15 protein-coding genes are annotated in these 14,029 nt (G+C 58.0%); 7 read left to right on the forward strand and 8 right to left on the reverse strand.

What is annotated here, in order from left to right:
• Window positions 1–310 precede the first annotated feature (310 nt).
• The 5 genes from HNQ72_RS16545 to HNQ72_RS16565 form a co-directional block, all read right to left on the reverse strand.
• Entirely contained in the window at window positions 311–1,555 is a 1,245-nt protein-coding gene (locus HNQ72_RS16545; protein ID WP_183993350.1) for a CmpA/NrtA family ABC transporter substrate-binding protein, read from the reverse strand.
• A gap of 30 nt (window positions 1,556–1,585) precedes the next feature.
• Window positions 1,586–2,173 carry an ANTAR domain-containing response regulator gene (locus HNQ72_RS16550; protein ID WP_183993351.1) on the reverse strand — a complete coding sequence of 196 codons (588 nt, stop codon included), beginning with the start codon at window positions 2,171–2,173 and terminating at the stop codon, window positions 1,586–1,588.
• 338 nt (window positions 2,174–2,511) lie between these two features.
• On the reverse strand, window positions 2,512–3,216 hold the full coding sequence (locus tag HNQ72_RS16555) for a GntR family transcriptional regulator (protein ID WP_183993352.1): 705 nt from the start codon (window positions 3,214–3,216) through the stop codon (window positions 2,512–2,514).
• A 2-nt stretch (window positions 3,217–3,218) separates the two neighbouring features.
• A complete protein-coding gene (locus HNQ72_RS16560; protein ID WP_183993353.1) occupies window positions 3,219–3,893 on the reverse strand; it encodes a GntR family transcriptional regulator in 675 nt (224 codons plus the stop codon).
• 94 nt (window positions 3,894–3,987) lie between these two features.
• Complete coding sequence (locus HNQ72_RS16565) at window positions 3,988–5,877, reverse strand: bifunctional sugar phosphate isomerase/epimerase/4-hydroxyphenylpyruvate dioxygenase family protein (protein WP_183993354.1); 1,890 nt, start codon at window positions 5,875–5,877, stop codon at window positions 3,988–3,990.
• Between the two features lie 200 nt (window positions 5,878–6,077).
• Between HNQ72_RS16565 and HNQ72_RS16570 the strand changes: the two genes are divergently transcribed.
• From HNQ72_RS16570 to HNQ72_RS16600, 7 genes are all read left to right on the forward strand, one after another.
• Window positions 6,078–6,908: a transporter substrate-binding domain-containing protein gene (locus tag HNQ72_RS16570; RefSeq protein WP_183993355.1), complete on the forward strand. Its 831-nt coding sequence runs from the start codon at window positions 6,078–6,080 to the stop codon at window positions 6,906–6,908.
• Window positions 6,909–7,013: 105 nt separating this feature from the next.
• Window positions 7,014–7,457, forward strand: coding sequence for a type II 3-dehydroquinate dehydratase (aroQ, locus tag HNQ72_RS16575; protein WP_183993356.1), 444 nt, complete (start codon window positions 7,014–7,016; stop codon window positions 7,455–7,457).
• Between the two features lie 21 nt (window positions 7,458–7,478).
• Window positions 7,479–8,147, forward strand: a complete 669-nt coding sequence (locus HNQ72_RS16580; RefSeq protein WP_183993357.1) for an amino acid ABC transporter permease — start codon at window positions 7,479–7,481, stop codon at window positions 8,145–8,147.
• Between the two features lie 12 nt (window positions 8,148–8,159).
• On the forward strand, window positions 8,160–8,801 hold the full coding sequence (locus HNQ72_RS16585) for an amino acid ABC transporter permease (RefSeq protein ID WP_183993358.1): 642 nt from the start codon (window positions 8,160–8,162) through the stop codon (window positions 8,799–8,801).
• 72 nt (window positions 8,802–8,873) lie between these two features.
• The gene (locus HNQ72_RS16590) at window positions 8,874–9,605 is read left to right on the forward strand and encodes an amino acid ABC transporter ATP-binding protein (RefSeq protein WP_183686822.1); all 732 of its coding nucleotides are present in this window, start codon (window positions 8,874–8,876) and stop codon (window positions 9,603–9,605) included.
• 34 nt (window positions 9,606–9,639) lie between these two features.
• On the forward strand, window positions 9,640–10,467 hold the full coding sequence (locus HNQ72_RS16595; protein ID WP_183993359.1) for a shikimate dehydrogenase family protein: 828 nt from the start codon (window positions 9,640–9,642) through the stop codon (window positions 10,465–10,467).
• Between the two features lie 11 nt (window positions 10,468–10,478).
• The gene (locus HNQ72_RS16600) at window positions 10,479–11,528 is read left to right on the forward strand and encodes a Gfo/Idh/MocA family protein (RefSeq protein ID WP_183993360.1); all 1,050 of its coding nucleotides are present in this window, start codon (window positions 10,479–10,481) and stop codon (window positions 11,526–11,528) included.
• Here the strand turns inward: HNQ72_RS16600 and HNQ72_RS16605 are convergent.
• From HNQ72_RS16605 to pcaH, 3 genes are read right to left on the reverse strand one after another with little or no spacing between them, the layout of a single operon-like run.
• Window positions 11,523–12,608 carry a 3-carboxy-cis,cis-muconate cycloisomerase gene (locus tag HNQ72_RS16605; protein WP_183993361.1) on the reverse strand — a complete coding sequence of 362 codons (1,086 nt, stop codon included), beginning with the start codon at window positions 12,606–12,608 and terminating at the stop codon, window positions 11,523–11,525. The genes HNQ72_RS16600 and HNQ72_RS16605 overlap by 6 nt on opposite strands.
• Before the next feature lie 40 nt (window positions 12,609–12,648).
• Window positions 12,649–13,260, reverse strand: a complete 612-nt coding sequence (gene pcaG, locus HNQ72_RS16610) for a protocatechuate 3,4-dioxygenase subunit alpha (protein WP_183993720.1) — start codon at window positions 13,258–13,260, stop codon at window positions 12,649–12,651.
• 2 nt (window positions 13,261–13,262) lie between these two features.
• Window positions 13,263–14,012, reverse strand: coding sequence for a protocatechuate 3,4-dioxygenase subunit beta (gene pcaH / locus HNQ72_RS16615; protein WP_183993362.1), 750 nt, complete (start codon window positions 14,010–14,012; stop codon window positions 13,263–13,265).
• Window positions 14,013–14,029: the final 17 nt, after the last annotated feature.

Genomic DNA, 14,029 nt, shown 5'->3' on the forward strand with positions numbered 1-14,029 from the left:
GCCTCAAGGATTGGAAATCCCGGGCAGCAAAAACCTTGCGACGTCGATGTCGTTTGAGAACGCTTTCGCGCGTTCATTAGCCCAGATCACCGTTGACCCGAGCAAATCTATAAAAGCAAATGGTGTGCCAGATTGACAGCGTCAGCTTATCGCGATGAAATTACTTGGATATTCTTCGGGTTTGATTTGCGCCGAGCCGTAAGGTCACAGATGCTCTGCGAATATTTTGTGCTGATGCTGCCAAATATGCGCGCAAAGGATGAGCAGTACACGACACGCATCATCGCATTTAAATGATGCGTCTTCAGCCCTAAGAGGCGGTACCCGTTCCGAGCGTTGCGATATAGTCGGGTATGGCAGCAGGATCGAATACATGCCCGTCCATGAACCGATCCCCTTCCAGATTGCCTTCGACCGTTATATCCCGGCCCGTGGGTGCGGAACCGAGAGCGGCCTTATACAGGTCTGGTCTGTATGCGCTTGCAGCGGCAAGCAACCCTTCCTCATTATAGGTCGTCTGGCCCCAACGGATCATCTGGCTGTAAATCCAGAGCGCATGCCCCGGTTTGGGATAGTTGGCAAAACGCCGGTTGAAGGTGAAATAGTCAGGGATTAGCCGCCGGTTTCCCTTCGCGTCCAGACTGAACTCGCCGGCAAGGACCTGACGGATGATGCCAATGGGCGCTGCAATGTAACGGGAATCGGCGAGTGCCTCTGAAAGTCCGTCGTGGTTTTCCGGCGCGTCGCACCAGCGCGCTGCCGCGTCGAGCGCAACAATTAGACGCGAGACGGTGTCCGAATGGCTGGCGGCCCATTCCGGCCGCATGGCAAGCACCTTTTCAGGCGCAGAAGGCCAGATGTCCTGTTTGGCGGCGACGATCCGTCCAACGCCGCGCTCTGATGCAACCATGTTCCAGGGCGCGCCGACGCAGAAACCGTCGATGGCACCGGCCGCGAGGGCATCGGATGTCATCGGCGGCGGCACGACGACGAGCTTCACATCCCGATCGGGATCAATGCCGCCTGCGGCAAGCCAGTAGCGGAACTCGTAATTATGCGAGGAGAATGGGTAGGTGACCCCGAGGCGCGGCACGGCTTCACCCTGTTCGCGCATTACCTTGAGCAGACTAGCCAATGCGCGGGCGTTTTCCAGCGCGCTCGCCGTTTCGGCAAGGTGCCCGACCTCCAGCATCCGTTCGAATAGGCGGAGCGACAGCGTGATTGCATTGCCGCCACGACCGAGCGAAAACGGGGTAATGGTTGGGGAAGGGTTTGAGCCGAGGCCAAGCATGGAGGCAACCGGCATCGGTGACAGCATATGGGCGATGTCAAATTGACGAAAGGCGAGCCGATCCCGGATATTGGCCCAAGAGACATCTTTCACCATCTCGAGTGCTAGCCCCTCTTTTCTTGCAAAGCCGAACTCTGCGGCCGCAATCAGGACGGATGCGTCGACCAGCGGGATGAAGCCAGCACGCAGGACCTTTTGTTCCGGGGCGCCAATGGTGGCGGGCGCACCAAGATCATTTCCAGCCCGATCTGTTTTCATCATCATCTTAGCTCTGCGTCCTCCTGCCCATATCCATCAACTCAGAAGACCTGCGGCAGTCACTAGGCTTTGCGCAATTTCAGCCATTTTCTTTTTTTCGTTCATTGCTGTCTGACGCAACAATGCAAAGGCCTCCTCCTCCGAAAGCCCGCGCATTTTCATGAGTATGCCTTTAGCTCGCTCCACCACCTTACGCTCCTCAAGCGCGGATCGAGCCTCGGCCAGTTCCCGCTGCAGTCGGCTGAAGGCGTTGAAGCGGCTGACGGCCATGTCGAGAATGGATTTGACGCGTTCCTTCTTGAGTCCGTCGACAACATAAGCGGAAACGCCTGCCTCCATGGCGGACTCGATCAAGGCCGTGTCGGAGCGATCCACGAACATTGCGATCGGGCGACTGACCGTGCGGGTCAGCTGGAAGAGATGTTCCATCATATCCCGGTTGGGGTTCTCAATGTCGATGATGATGACGTCCGGCTGTTGCGTCTCGATGATGCGGGCAACGCCATTGACCTCATGAATGATCGTGACATTGCTGTGGCCGGCCTCGTTCAGGCCTTCCTCGATGATCGAAGCGCGGATGGCGTTTTCATCTATAACTAGAATTGTCAGATCGGATTTTGCCATTGCCACCTTCAGTTAGCGGCGCCGGGCGAATAGGCCGCGAAGCTTCCGGTGGCGATCAGTGCCGACCACGGCGTTGAAATGCGCCGACCGGGAAAAATGGCTCTGGTCACTCCGCAGGCAGCCTGATTAGTGCGAATGAAAGGCCAATACGGCGCCAAGGACATCCCCTTTTTGATTTTGACAGGGAGAAGCAATCCGCATGCCATGCATTCCAGCGCGCGGATCTCGACAGATTGAGTGCCTTGCGCTGGAAGGGATATGTGTCCTGCCTGTTTTATGAGCAATTCCTGTAAGTCGGTTGACAAAACTTACGGCATGGCAGGAGGCTCAAAGAGCAGTCAAATGTTCAAAAGAAATCCCGGTTCTTTCAGAATATGCTCAACGCCCTTTTGCACATGGCTCGTGATGATCTGCCTTGCGCCATCCGCATCTCTCGCAAGCGCCCGTTCAAATAGCAGCTTGTGATCGTCGACGACCGCATTGCCTCGAAAACTGCCGGCGAGCATATGATATCGAAGGAAACGATCGAAGACCGAGGAAAGGTTTTGCAGGAGTGTTGTCGACTTGCTTGCCGCAACGATCGCCCGGTGAAACTCCCAGTCGCATCTGACCCAGTCGATCGTGCGGGCAATATCTCCAGCAAGAAGCCTGCGCTCCACCGCAGCCAGTCGATGATGCGCGGCCACGATCGAGCCTTCCCACTCAAGATCTCCGGTGGCGAATGAAAGGCCGATAGCATGGCATTCCAGCACGATACGAAGGTCGGCCAGCTCCGTCAGTTCTTGCCTGGATACGGGACTGACCTCAAATCCACGCTGCCCTTCTGCAAGCACGAGATTCTCTGCCGACAATCTGCAAAGTATCTCCCGTAGTGACGAAATGCTGATCGAATATCGCTCGCGAGCCTTTTCGAGTTTGATCTTGGAGCCGGGCGGCAAGTTTCCGAGTATGATGTCCTGCCGCAACCGGCGAAAGACCGCATCGCTGACGCTTTCGCTGAGGTCGTTCATCCGTTCGTGCTCACCTGATCGTTCTTCGCGCATGATCAATCCTGAAGCGTCGACTTTCTCGCCAACGCATGTTCCACGCCGCCCTGAATGTGAAGGCCGAGGATCTTTTTCGCCGTCTTCTGGTCTCGCTCGAGGGCGGCATCCAGAAGACGCTTGTGTTCGTCTGCAGCGATCTTGCCGCGATAGGAGAGGGCAACCATCTGGTAGCGGAGATATTTGTCGAAAATGGCGGCATGGGTTTCCATCAGCAATCTCGACCCACAAGCGGAAATCAGAGCCTGGTGAAACTCCCAGTCATAACGCTTCCAGTCTTCCGTCTGACTGGTATCGCCGCTCGCCATGATGCTTTCCATACGGGCAAGTTTGTAATGCGCGGATACGAGCCGTGCTTCCCAGTCGACGTCACCCCTCTCGAAGGATTGCTCCAGCGCATGTGTCTCCAAAAGCAGGCGCAGAGCGGCGATCTCTTTCAAATCGGTCGATGACATCGGAGCCACATGAAAGCCGCGCTGGCCTTCCGCCACGACAAGTCCTTCGGAGGCCAGACGGTTGAGGATCTCCCTCAGCGTACTGACACTGGTGTCATAGGTTTCCTTGAGCTTTTCGAGCTTGAGCTTCTGACCGGGAGCGAGACGCCCGAAAATGATATCGGCTCGAATTCGCTTGTAGCTGTTTTCTGCAACGGTTTCTGTAGCTAGATCGGAAAGCATGTGCGCATCTCGGAGATTTTCTCAATCCTCATACATATTTTGTCTGCTCGTTTAAACCCACTAGCTCACACCCAAGAGGCTGATCCACCATCGATCAAAGCCTCGGCAAGCCTTCAGGCCTGAGAGCCTTCTTCAATGCAGCAATCCGGAAGATGGCGTTGGCCGCGCCATATCCGCGATAGCCGCTGCGTTGCACGATCTCGAAAAAGAAGCCCTCGCCGAACGTCGTGCTGTAAATCTGGAAGTATTCGCCGTGGTCGTCTCTGTCGTAGAGAATATTGTCGGCCTTCAATCGCTCCGTAAGGGCCGGATCCAGGCCGAACCGAGCTTCGATATCGCCGTAATAATTCGGAGATATGGGCAGGGGCTCGAAGCCGTTTTTGCGCAAGGCGGCAACTGTCGCGAAGATGTCCTCGGTATGAAAAGCGATGTGCTGTATGCCCGAGCCGAACCGTTCCGCGATGAAATGGCCAGCCAATGTGCGGCGGTTCTCCGCTCCATTCAGTGTCAGACGCAGGCTGCCTGACGTATTTTCGACCACCTGGCTGCGCACCACTCCTGAAGGGTCGATGATGTCGACCATGGGCGTCTTATTGGCTTCGAATATGGAAGTGTAGAACAACAGCCAGGTCAGCATCTCATCGTAAGCGACAGTCTGGGCGACGTGATCGATATGGGCAAGATGCGCTGCGGCGATATCCGTGTCTTCGGAAACCGGAGTGAAGTCGATTTCCGCGAACCGGCCGAGGTTGCTTTTCTCGTCGAGGAAATAGATCAACCCACCGCCCACACCGCGGATCGCCGGGATTTGCACTTCGCCATGGCTGACCACCTGCTCGAACGGTTCGGCGCCGAGCGCGATTGCGCGCGCATAGGCCGCGCCGGCATCATCGACAATTAGTGCGACCGCATAGGCAGACGTGCCGTGTACCGCGAAGGAGGCATTTGCGAAGCCCTTTTCGTCGGTATTGAGCAGAAGGCGGATCTTGCCCTGTTCGAAAATCGTGACTTTCTTCGAGCGGTGAATGGCAGCCTTGCGAAAACCGAGCGTCTTGAGAATGGCGGCAAGGTTCTCACCGTCTTGTTCATCGGCTGAGAACTCGACGAACCCTATGCCCTTCACGCTAGCGCGATCCGGCATTTCCGCAACGGTCAGTGTTGCAGCCTCCGGATTTCGACGAACCTGATCGCCAAGATAGACCAGCGAACGGTGACCATCGGCTGCAATCGTCTTTGGAGAGCCGCCGCGGAACTGGTCGTTGAAGATTTCCAACGACAGATAACCGTCATAGCCCGTTGCAGCGATGGCTTCGGTGAACTCCCTTACCGGCAGGTCGCCTTCGCCCGGCATGTTGCGGAAATGGCGTGACCAGTAGAGCAGGTCCATCTCGATCAGCGGCGCGTCCGCCATCTGCACGATGAAGATCTTGTCCTTCGGTATGGAGCGGATCGATCCGACATCGATCTTTCGTGACAGGGTGTGAAAGCTGTCGAGTATGAGACCGATATTGGGATGATCGGCGCGCCGCACGATTTCCCAGGCGTCGCGGTGGTCGTTGATATGCCGCCCCCATGCCAGAGCCTCGTAACCTACGCGAAGCCCGCGCTTCGCCGCCCGCTCGCCCAATTCGTGGAAATCTGCTGCAGCCCGATCGATACCGCCAAGCGATGCAGGCGAAACGTTGGAGCAGACGAGAACGAGGTCGGTGCCGAGTTGCTGCATGATATCGAATTTGCGCTCCGCGCGATCGAAGGTCCGGCTGCGCAACGGTTCCGGCATGCCTTCGAAATCCCGAAACGGTTGGAAAAGCGTGATTTCCAGTCCGTGGTCGCGAACCATGCGTCCGACATCGGCCGGACTGCCATCGAAGGCCAGGAAATCATTTTCGAAGATCTCCACCCCGTCGAACCCGGCTGCGGCAATGGCCGCCAGTTTTTCGGGAAACTCTCCGCTGATCGACACCGTGGCAATCGATGTTTTCATTGTTTCCTCCTCCTGAAACAATCCACTTTTCGCACCGCAACAAATCGTAATGCAATTTTCCACACAAATGTCGAAATGTATTTTATCGGAGATTATAGAAAAACTCTGTTGATTTGAAAATGGGCTTATGTCAATTTTGGCGTGTTACCAGCTGGAGGAGAGCTGGCAGGCCTTTCGGGCCATCAGAGGAGGAGCACCTAATGTTTGGATTCAAATTGAATCGACGCCGCGCCTTGTTGGGCGCCGCGGCAATTGTCGCCGCAGCATCGCTTTCGCAGCCGGCTGCAGCTATCACGCCGGCCGAAATCAAGGCCAAGGGCAAGCTGGTCGTGGGCATCCAGGGCGACAACCCACCTTGGGGGTTTGTCACGAGTGCAGGCAAGCAGGACGGCTTTGATGCCGAAATGGGCGCCCTGTTCGCCAAGGAACTCGGTGTCGACGTGGAATTCGTTCCGCTCGAAGTCAACAACCGCATTCCCGCACTCACATCAGGCCGCGTCGACATTCTGTTCGCGACGATGGCGATGTTGCCGGATCGCGCCAAGGCCGTGCAGTTCAGCCAGCCTTACAATGCGAATGCCATCGTCCTGATCGGGCCGAAGGACAAGTCGATCAAGACGAATGAGGATATGGCCGGCCTGACGATCAGCGTCGCCAAGGGTGCGGCCCAGGATACTCAGGTCACCAAAAATGCCCCGTCTACCGCGACCATTCGCCGGTATGACGGGGACGCAGCAAGCGTTCAGGCATTGGCTTCCGGCCAGGTCGACGCGCTCGGCGGCAACATCTTCTATCTTGATCGCGTCGAGAAGGCTGTTCCGGGCAAATTCGAAAACAAGCTCGAATTCCAGAAGCTCTACAACGGCGCCTGCACGCGTCTGGGCGAGAAAGAGATCAATGTTGCGGTGAACGAGTTCATCGACAAGATCAAGGCCAATGGCGAACTGAAGAAGATCTACGACAAGTGGATGAAGGTTCCGGTGCCGGAATTCCCGAAGAGCCTCGAAGGTATTTCGTTCACCGCGAACTGAGCTTCGGCTCTTCGTAACTCTGAATTTCGCGTGGTGGCACCTGAATGAGGTGCCAGCGTCGGCGCATGGAAAATCCTTGCGCCGACGCTGCCCGGAGTTTTTTCCATGAACAAGACGATCTTTGTCCTTAACGGACCCAACCTCAATCTTCTGGGTGAGCGGGAGCCGTCCATATACGGCACGACAACTCTTGGCGATATTCGGGAGCGATGCGAGGTGAAAGCCGCGTCTCTGGGTTTCTCGATTGATTTTCGCCAGACGAATTTCGAGGGCGAACTGGTGGAATCCGTCCATCAGGCGAGGAAGGATGCTTGTGGCATCATCATCAATCCGGCCGGATACACTTTCACGTCCATCGCCTTGCTCGACGCACTGAAGACTTTCGACGGCCCGAAGATAGAGCTGCACATATCCAACGTGCATGCCCGCGAGAGCATCTATCACAACTCCCTGATTTCACGCACCGCAACCGGCATCATGATCGGCTTCGGAGCCCGCGGTTATGAACTGGCGATCGAAGCCATGGCTGGCATGGTCGAGCCGTCCTGAGAACGCGCCGCAGGAGATATCATGAACTACACCCTTGATTTCACTCCGGTCATCGACGGCCTGCCAAACCTTCTATGGGCCTGTCTCGGAACATTCACGCTGGCCATCTGTGGCATGCTTCTGGCGATCGTGATCGGCATCGGCGGAGTCATTTTGCGCCAGTCGCCACTCAAGCCTTTGCGCTGGCTCGTGATCGGCTTCGTCGAACTGATCCGCAACACGCCGTTTCTGGTGCAGATCTTCTTCATCTATTTCGCACTGCCGCTGGCTGGTATCCGGCTCGATCCGACGCCGACTGCGATCATCGCGCTCGGCATCAATGGCGGTGCCTATGCCATCGAGATCATTCGTGGTGGCGTGCAATCCATCTCGAAGGGGCAAATGGAGGCAGGGCTGGCGCTCGGGCTGCACAAGGCTCAGGTTTTCCGCCTGATCATCCTCAAGCCGGCGCTCCGCGCGATCTACCCCTCGCTGACGAGCCAGTTCATCCTGTTGACGCTGACGACTAGCATCGCGTCTGCGATCTCGGCCTACGAACTCACCTCGGTATCGCAGCGGATCGAATCCGACAGTTTCCGCAGCTTCGAGGTCTATTTCACCGTGACGGCGTTCTACCTCGTCATCTCCTGGGTGATGATGCGCATCTTCGCGCTCTTCTCCTCCCGCTATTTCAGCTACCCGGTCAGATAAGGAGGAAATCGAATGGGACGCGAAGAATTCCTTTTCCTTCTGGCAGGCCTCAAATGGACGGTCGCGCTGTCCGTGGTCGCCTTCATATGTGGCAGTGTTGCAGGGCTGATGGTCGCTTTGGCGCGCACATCCGGCATCTTCATCGTCGAGCGCCTGACGGCCGGCTATATCGCGGTCTTCCAGGGGACGCCGCTCCTGATGCAGCTGTTTGTCGTCTATTACGGACTTGCCCTGATCGGTATCCAGATGGATGCATGGGCTGCGGTCTCGGTCGGTCTGACCCTGCATGCAAGTGCCTTTCTGGGAGAAATCTGGCGAGGGTCGATCGAAGCTGTCCCGCGTGGGCAGACGGAGGCTGCCAAGGCGCTGAGCTTGGGTTACGTTTCGCGAATGAAGGATGTTGTCCTTCCCCAGGCGATACGGATCTCGCTTCCGGCCACGATCGGCTTCCTGGTGCAGCTCATTAAGGGCACATCGCTCGCCTCGATCGTCGGTTTCACCGAACTCACGCGCGCCGGAAACATCATCTCAAACCAGATCTTCCAGCCATTGACCGTCTTCGGCGTGGTCGGAGCCCTCTACTTCCTGATGTGCTGCCCGCTGACCATCTACGGCGCCCATCTCGAACGCAAATTCCTGACCGCCAGCCGCTAGGCCGTGCCCGTCGAGAAATCCGGAGTTTCATGAATGAACCAGACAATTAATAGCGCGACGACCACCGAGCCGATGATCTCGCTGTCGGGCGTGGAAAAATGGTACGGCGCCTTCAAGGCTCTCGACAATATCAACATGTCTGTTGCTAAGGGCGAAAAGATCGTGCTTTGCGGCCCTTCGGGAAGCGGCAAGTCCACGCTTATCCGCTGTATCAACCACTTGGAGGCCTATCAGAAGGGTGACATCCATGTCGGCGGCATCATGCTCGGGCATGGATCGAAGACGATCGATGCGGTTCGCCGCGAGGTCGGCATGGTGTTCCAACAGTTTAATCTCTTCCCGCACCTGACCGTGTTGCAGAACTGCATGCTGGCTCCGATGAGATCACTCGGTCTCGACAAGGCGCAAGCCGAGGATCGTGCCCGCACGTTGCTGGAAAGGGTCAAGATCTCGGAGCAGGCGGAAAAATACCCAGCCCAGTTATCCGGCGGACAGCAGCAGCGCGTCGCCATTGCGCGTGCTCTCTGCATGCGGCCCAAGGCGATGCTGTTCGACGAACCGACATCCGCACTCGACCCGGAAATGGTCAAGGAAGTGCTCGATACGATGATCGCATTGGCCGAAGAGGGAATGACGATGATCTGCGTGACCCATGAAATGGGTTTCGCCCGCCAGGTGGCCGATCGCGTCATCTTCATGGCAAGCGGCGCGATCGTCGAGGAAGCGCCTCCGGCCGAATTCTTCTCTAATCCGAAACATGAACGCACCCGAAAATTCCTTGGTGAAATCCTCGGGCGGCATTGATGCGATACAGGCTGATAGCCGGAAGGTAAGGCCGATGATAAGCGGCAACACAAAACTCATCGCACATCTCGGGTTCCCGACGCATTCCTTCAAGGCGCCGTTGATCTACAATCCCTATTTCGAGAAAAACGGTATCGATGCGGTCGTGGTGCCGATGGGATGCCGGCCCGATGACTACAAGACATTTCTGAAACTGGTCTTCCGACTTTCCAACATCCATGGCGCATTGATCACCATGCCGCACAAGATCACCACCATGGGATTGCTGGACGAAATTTCCACCAATGCGCAGGTGGCCGGGGCCTGCAACGCAGTGAAAATCGGATCGGATGGCGGCCTTGTCGGCGACATGTTCGATGGTGAGGGTTTCGTTCGGGGGATGCTGCGCAGAGGACGGGAGATCGAGGGCAAAAGAGCGATCATGGCCGGTGCCGGAGGCGTCGGCTCGGCGATCGCCGCGTCGCTCGCCAAGGCGGGGTTGGCGGAACTGGCGCTTTCCGATGCCTCCGTCCCCATGATGCAGGGTCTCGTGGACCGGTTGCGCCGTCATTATCCGGGGTTGCGCGTGGAGGCCGGGAAGACCGATCCGGACGGCTACGATATCGTCATCAACGCCACGCCGCTCGGTATGAATGACAATGATCCGCTGCCTTTCGATGTCACCCGGATCGCACCTTCAGCCTTTGTCGGCGAGGTGGTGCTGAGCCGTGAGATAACACCGTTCCTGGCTGCTGCGCGCGCTCGCGGCTGCGAGTATCAGGTCGGAACGGACATGCTGTTCGAGCAGATCCCGGCCTATCTCGAATTCTTCGATCTTCCCACGACGACGGCGGCAGAACTTCGCGCCGTCGCAAGATTGTGAAGGAGGCGGGGATGCCGGCTGAGGTTCTCAGATTCGCGATTATGGGAGGTGGCCTGATCGGGCGTGAACATGCCGCGCTCATTGCGGCAACGCCCGGTGCCGATCTTGTCGCTATCGCAGATCCGGCGCCCGCCGCGAAACTGGTCGCGAGCGAGTTCGGGGCCAGACACTATCTCGATTATCGGACCATGCTGGACGAGATGCGGCCCGATGGTGTGATCATCGCTCTACCGAATGCTCTTCATGCGCAAGCTGTGATCGCCTGTATTGAACGCGGCATCCCGTGTCTGGTGGAAAAGCCCGTGGCGGATACGCTCGAAGCTGCAAGGGATCTCGTAGCGGCGGCAGAACGAGCCGATATTCCCGTTCTCGTGGGACACCAGCGCCGTCATAGCCCCGACATCGCCAAGGCAAAGCAGCTGATCGAAGAGGGGCATCTCGGTCGCCTGGTCGGGGTTAATGCCATGTGGCTGGCCGACAAGCCGGAGCCCTATTTCGACGCTGCCTGGCGTCGGCAAGCCGGTGGCGGGCCATTGCTCATCAACCTCATTCACGACATCGATTGCCTTCGGTTTATCTGTGGCGACATCGCAGAAGTCATGGCCTTCACCTCCAATTCGGTGCGCGGCTTCGAGGTGGAGGATAGCGCCAGCGTCAGCCTGCGCTTTTCATCCGGCGCGGTCGGCACGGTCCTGATGAGCGATGCGGCCGTCTCACCCTACAATTGGGATACTGCCGCCGGACAGGCGCTGTATTTTCCGCACCAGCCGGAAAACGCCTATTTCTTCTCCGGCACCAAAGCTGCATTGGCATTGCCGTCCATGGATCTTTGGAAACATGAGACGGAAGAGGGGCATTGGCAGGATCCGCTGGTAAAGCGGCACGTCACGCTGGATGGCAGCCGGGCTTATGTCAATCAGCTTGCCCATTTCATGAAAGTGGTAACCGGTGACGCGAAACCTCTGGTCTCTGCCCGTGATGGAATGATGACCTTGGCGACGATCCTGGCGATTGTGCGATCGGGCAGGGAGAGGCGACCGGTCAACCCTTCGGATCTATGATGCCCGCTGCGCTGCACTTGCCGTCAAGCCGGGAGCCGGCGTTCCCATTCGTTCGATGTGCGCAAGCGTCTCGCCGGCCAGACGCAGTGCAGCGGCGGTCGCCATGACCATCTGCGGCAGGATCAGCCATTCGAGTGTCCAGGCCGCTCCTGAACGCTCCTGCTCATGCACCATCGACTGATGCAATCCCGAAAGCTGGACGGCGTTGAAGCGAGCAAGCGCCACCAGTGTTTCTGCCCCCACCGGATTTTGCTTGTGCGCCATGGCGGAAGATTTTCCGCCGCCGCTCATGGAAATTTCGAGGCCCGACTGCGCCATTAGCGCGAGATCCTGTCCAATCTTGCCGAGCGCGCCCGTCATCAATGAGAGGTGATGGCCGATATTCGCAATTCCGTCTCGCTGGCTCTGCCATTGCCGCATGTCCGCCAGGCCCAGTTGTTTGGCAAGCGCGGCGCGCACCTCAGCCCCATGTGGTCCCAGCTTGTCGAGAGAACCGGCCGCGCCGCCGAGTTGAACCGGAAATTCAAGGCCGGTCAGCGTCGTGAGCTGCCGTGTGAGCGGGTCACGCCAGCTTTGCAGCCGATCAGAAACGCGGATCGGGATGGCGGCCTGCATGCGGGTAAAGCCCACTAGCGGGTTTGATCCGAAGCGCTGATCGAGACCATCCAGAAGGGCAAGTATCCGCCTTATCCGCTCAGTGAAGATCGCGTGGATCGCCTTCATCCGAAGCATCAGGCTCGTGTCGATCGCATCCTGGCTGGTCGCTCCGAAATGGACATGACTGGCCGCATCATGGCCGACCGCCTGCCTGAGCTGTTTGACCAGTTCGGGTATGACGACGGAATCCGTCCCGACAGCCAACTTCAGCCGCGCCATATCAGGTTCGAATGTACCGCATGCGGCCGCAATCTGGTCTGCCGCGCCTGTCGGGATAAGCCCCAGCCCCGCCTGAGCCCGTGCCAATGTTGCTTCGAAGCGAAGCATGGCCTTGATGTCCGCATCGGCTGAGAGGTGGCGAGCGATTTCCTCATCGCCGAAGAGACCCGACAGGAAGGGATGTTCGAAGGGAGAAAAGGCCATCATGTCTCCATGCCGGGTAGGCCGCCGGTTGAGCGCAGCATCAGATATCGAGGAACACGGTTTCTTTCGGTCCCTGCAGGTGGATGTCGAGCGTATAGGTGCTGCCGTCCTTCTGCGCGACCATCGTCTCGACCCGCTGGCGATGTTCGATGCGCAACAGCAGCGGATCGACGGCATTCGCTTCCGCTTCGTCGGAAAAGTAGATGCGTGTATGCAGACCGATATTGATGCCGCGGGCGACGATCCAGAGGGTGATATGCGGCGCCATGGGGCGCCCGTCCTTGAACGGGACCTTGCCGGGTTTGATCGTCTCGAACTGGAAATAACCGTCCTCGGCATTCGTCGGACAGCGACCCCAGCCGGTGAAGTTCGGATCGGCGGTGCCCCGCATTTCCGACGGGCTGTTATAGAGGCCGGCGCTGTCTGCCTGCCAGATCTCGGCAATCGCATCCCGCACAAGCGTATCGGCGCCGTCGAGGATGCGGCCACGCACGGTAATGCGTTCGCCCAGCGTCTGATCGTTGACCATCGCGGTTCCGAGATCGCCGTCATAGACGCCGCGAATGTCGCAGTAATTCGGCGTCAGTCCGATATGGACATAGGGACCGGCGGTCTGCGACGGCGTTTCCTTCAACCTGTGAAGCTCCTGCACCATCAGTTGCCCTCCAGCCGGTTTTCAAAAAGGGTCGAGCGGCGTCCACGCAGCACGATATCGAATTTATAAGCGCGCGCATCCATCGGGATGGTCTGGTCCCAGTCCAGCGGTGCGATCAGCTGTTCGATTGCACTGCGATCCGGGATCGTGGTGACGATCGGACATTTCCAGATCATCGGATCGCCCTCGAAATACATCTGGGTAATCAGGCGCTGGGCGAAGCCATGTCCGAAGACCGAGAAATGGATATGGGCCGGACGCCAGTCGTTGACACCGTTCGGCCATGGATAGGGGCCGGGCTTGACGGTACGAAACGCATAACGCCCGTCGTCGTCGGTGATCGCACGGCCGCAACCGCCGAAATTGGGGTCGATCGCGGCAAGATAGGTCTCTTTCTTGTGGCGGTAACGGCCGCCGGCATTGGCCTGCCAGAATTCCAGCAAGGCACCGCGAACAGGTTGGCCTCGCTCGTCCAGCACGCGACCATGAACAATGATCCGCTCGCCGATGGCACTTTCTCCGGGCCGGGCATAGTTGTGGATCAGGTCATTGTCCAACTCGCCGATCATCGAATGGCCGAAAACCGGGCCGGTGATTTCCGAGATCGTGCCGTCGAGAGACAGCAAGGCGCGCTGCGGCGAGCGCAGGATCGAGGTCTTGTATTCCGGTGTCAGGGCCGGCGCGTGCCAGGCACGGTCACGCGCGAAAAATCCACCGGTCTCCGGCTGTTTGTTCGAATTAGCGGACATCCCTAAGGTCTCCTCCC

It is taken from the genome of Aliirhizobium wenxiniae (assembly GCF_014201355.1).
Taxonomy (GTDB): Bacteria; Pseudomonadota; Alphaproteobacteria; order Rhizobiales; family Rhizobiaceae; genus Neorhizobium; species Neorhizobium wenxiniae.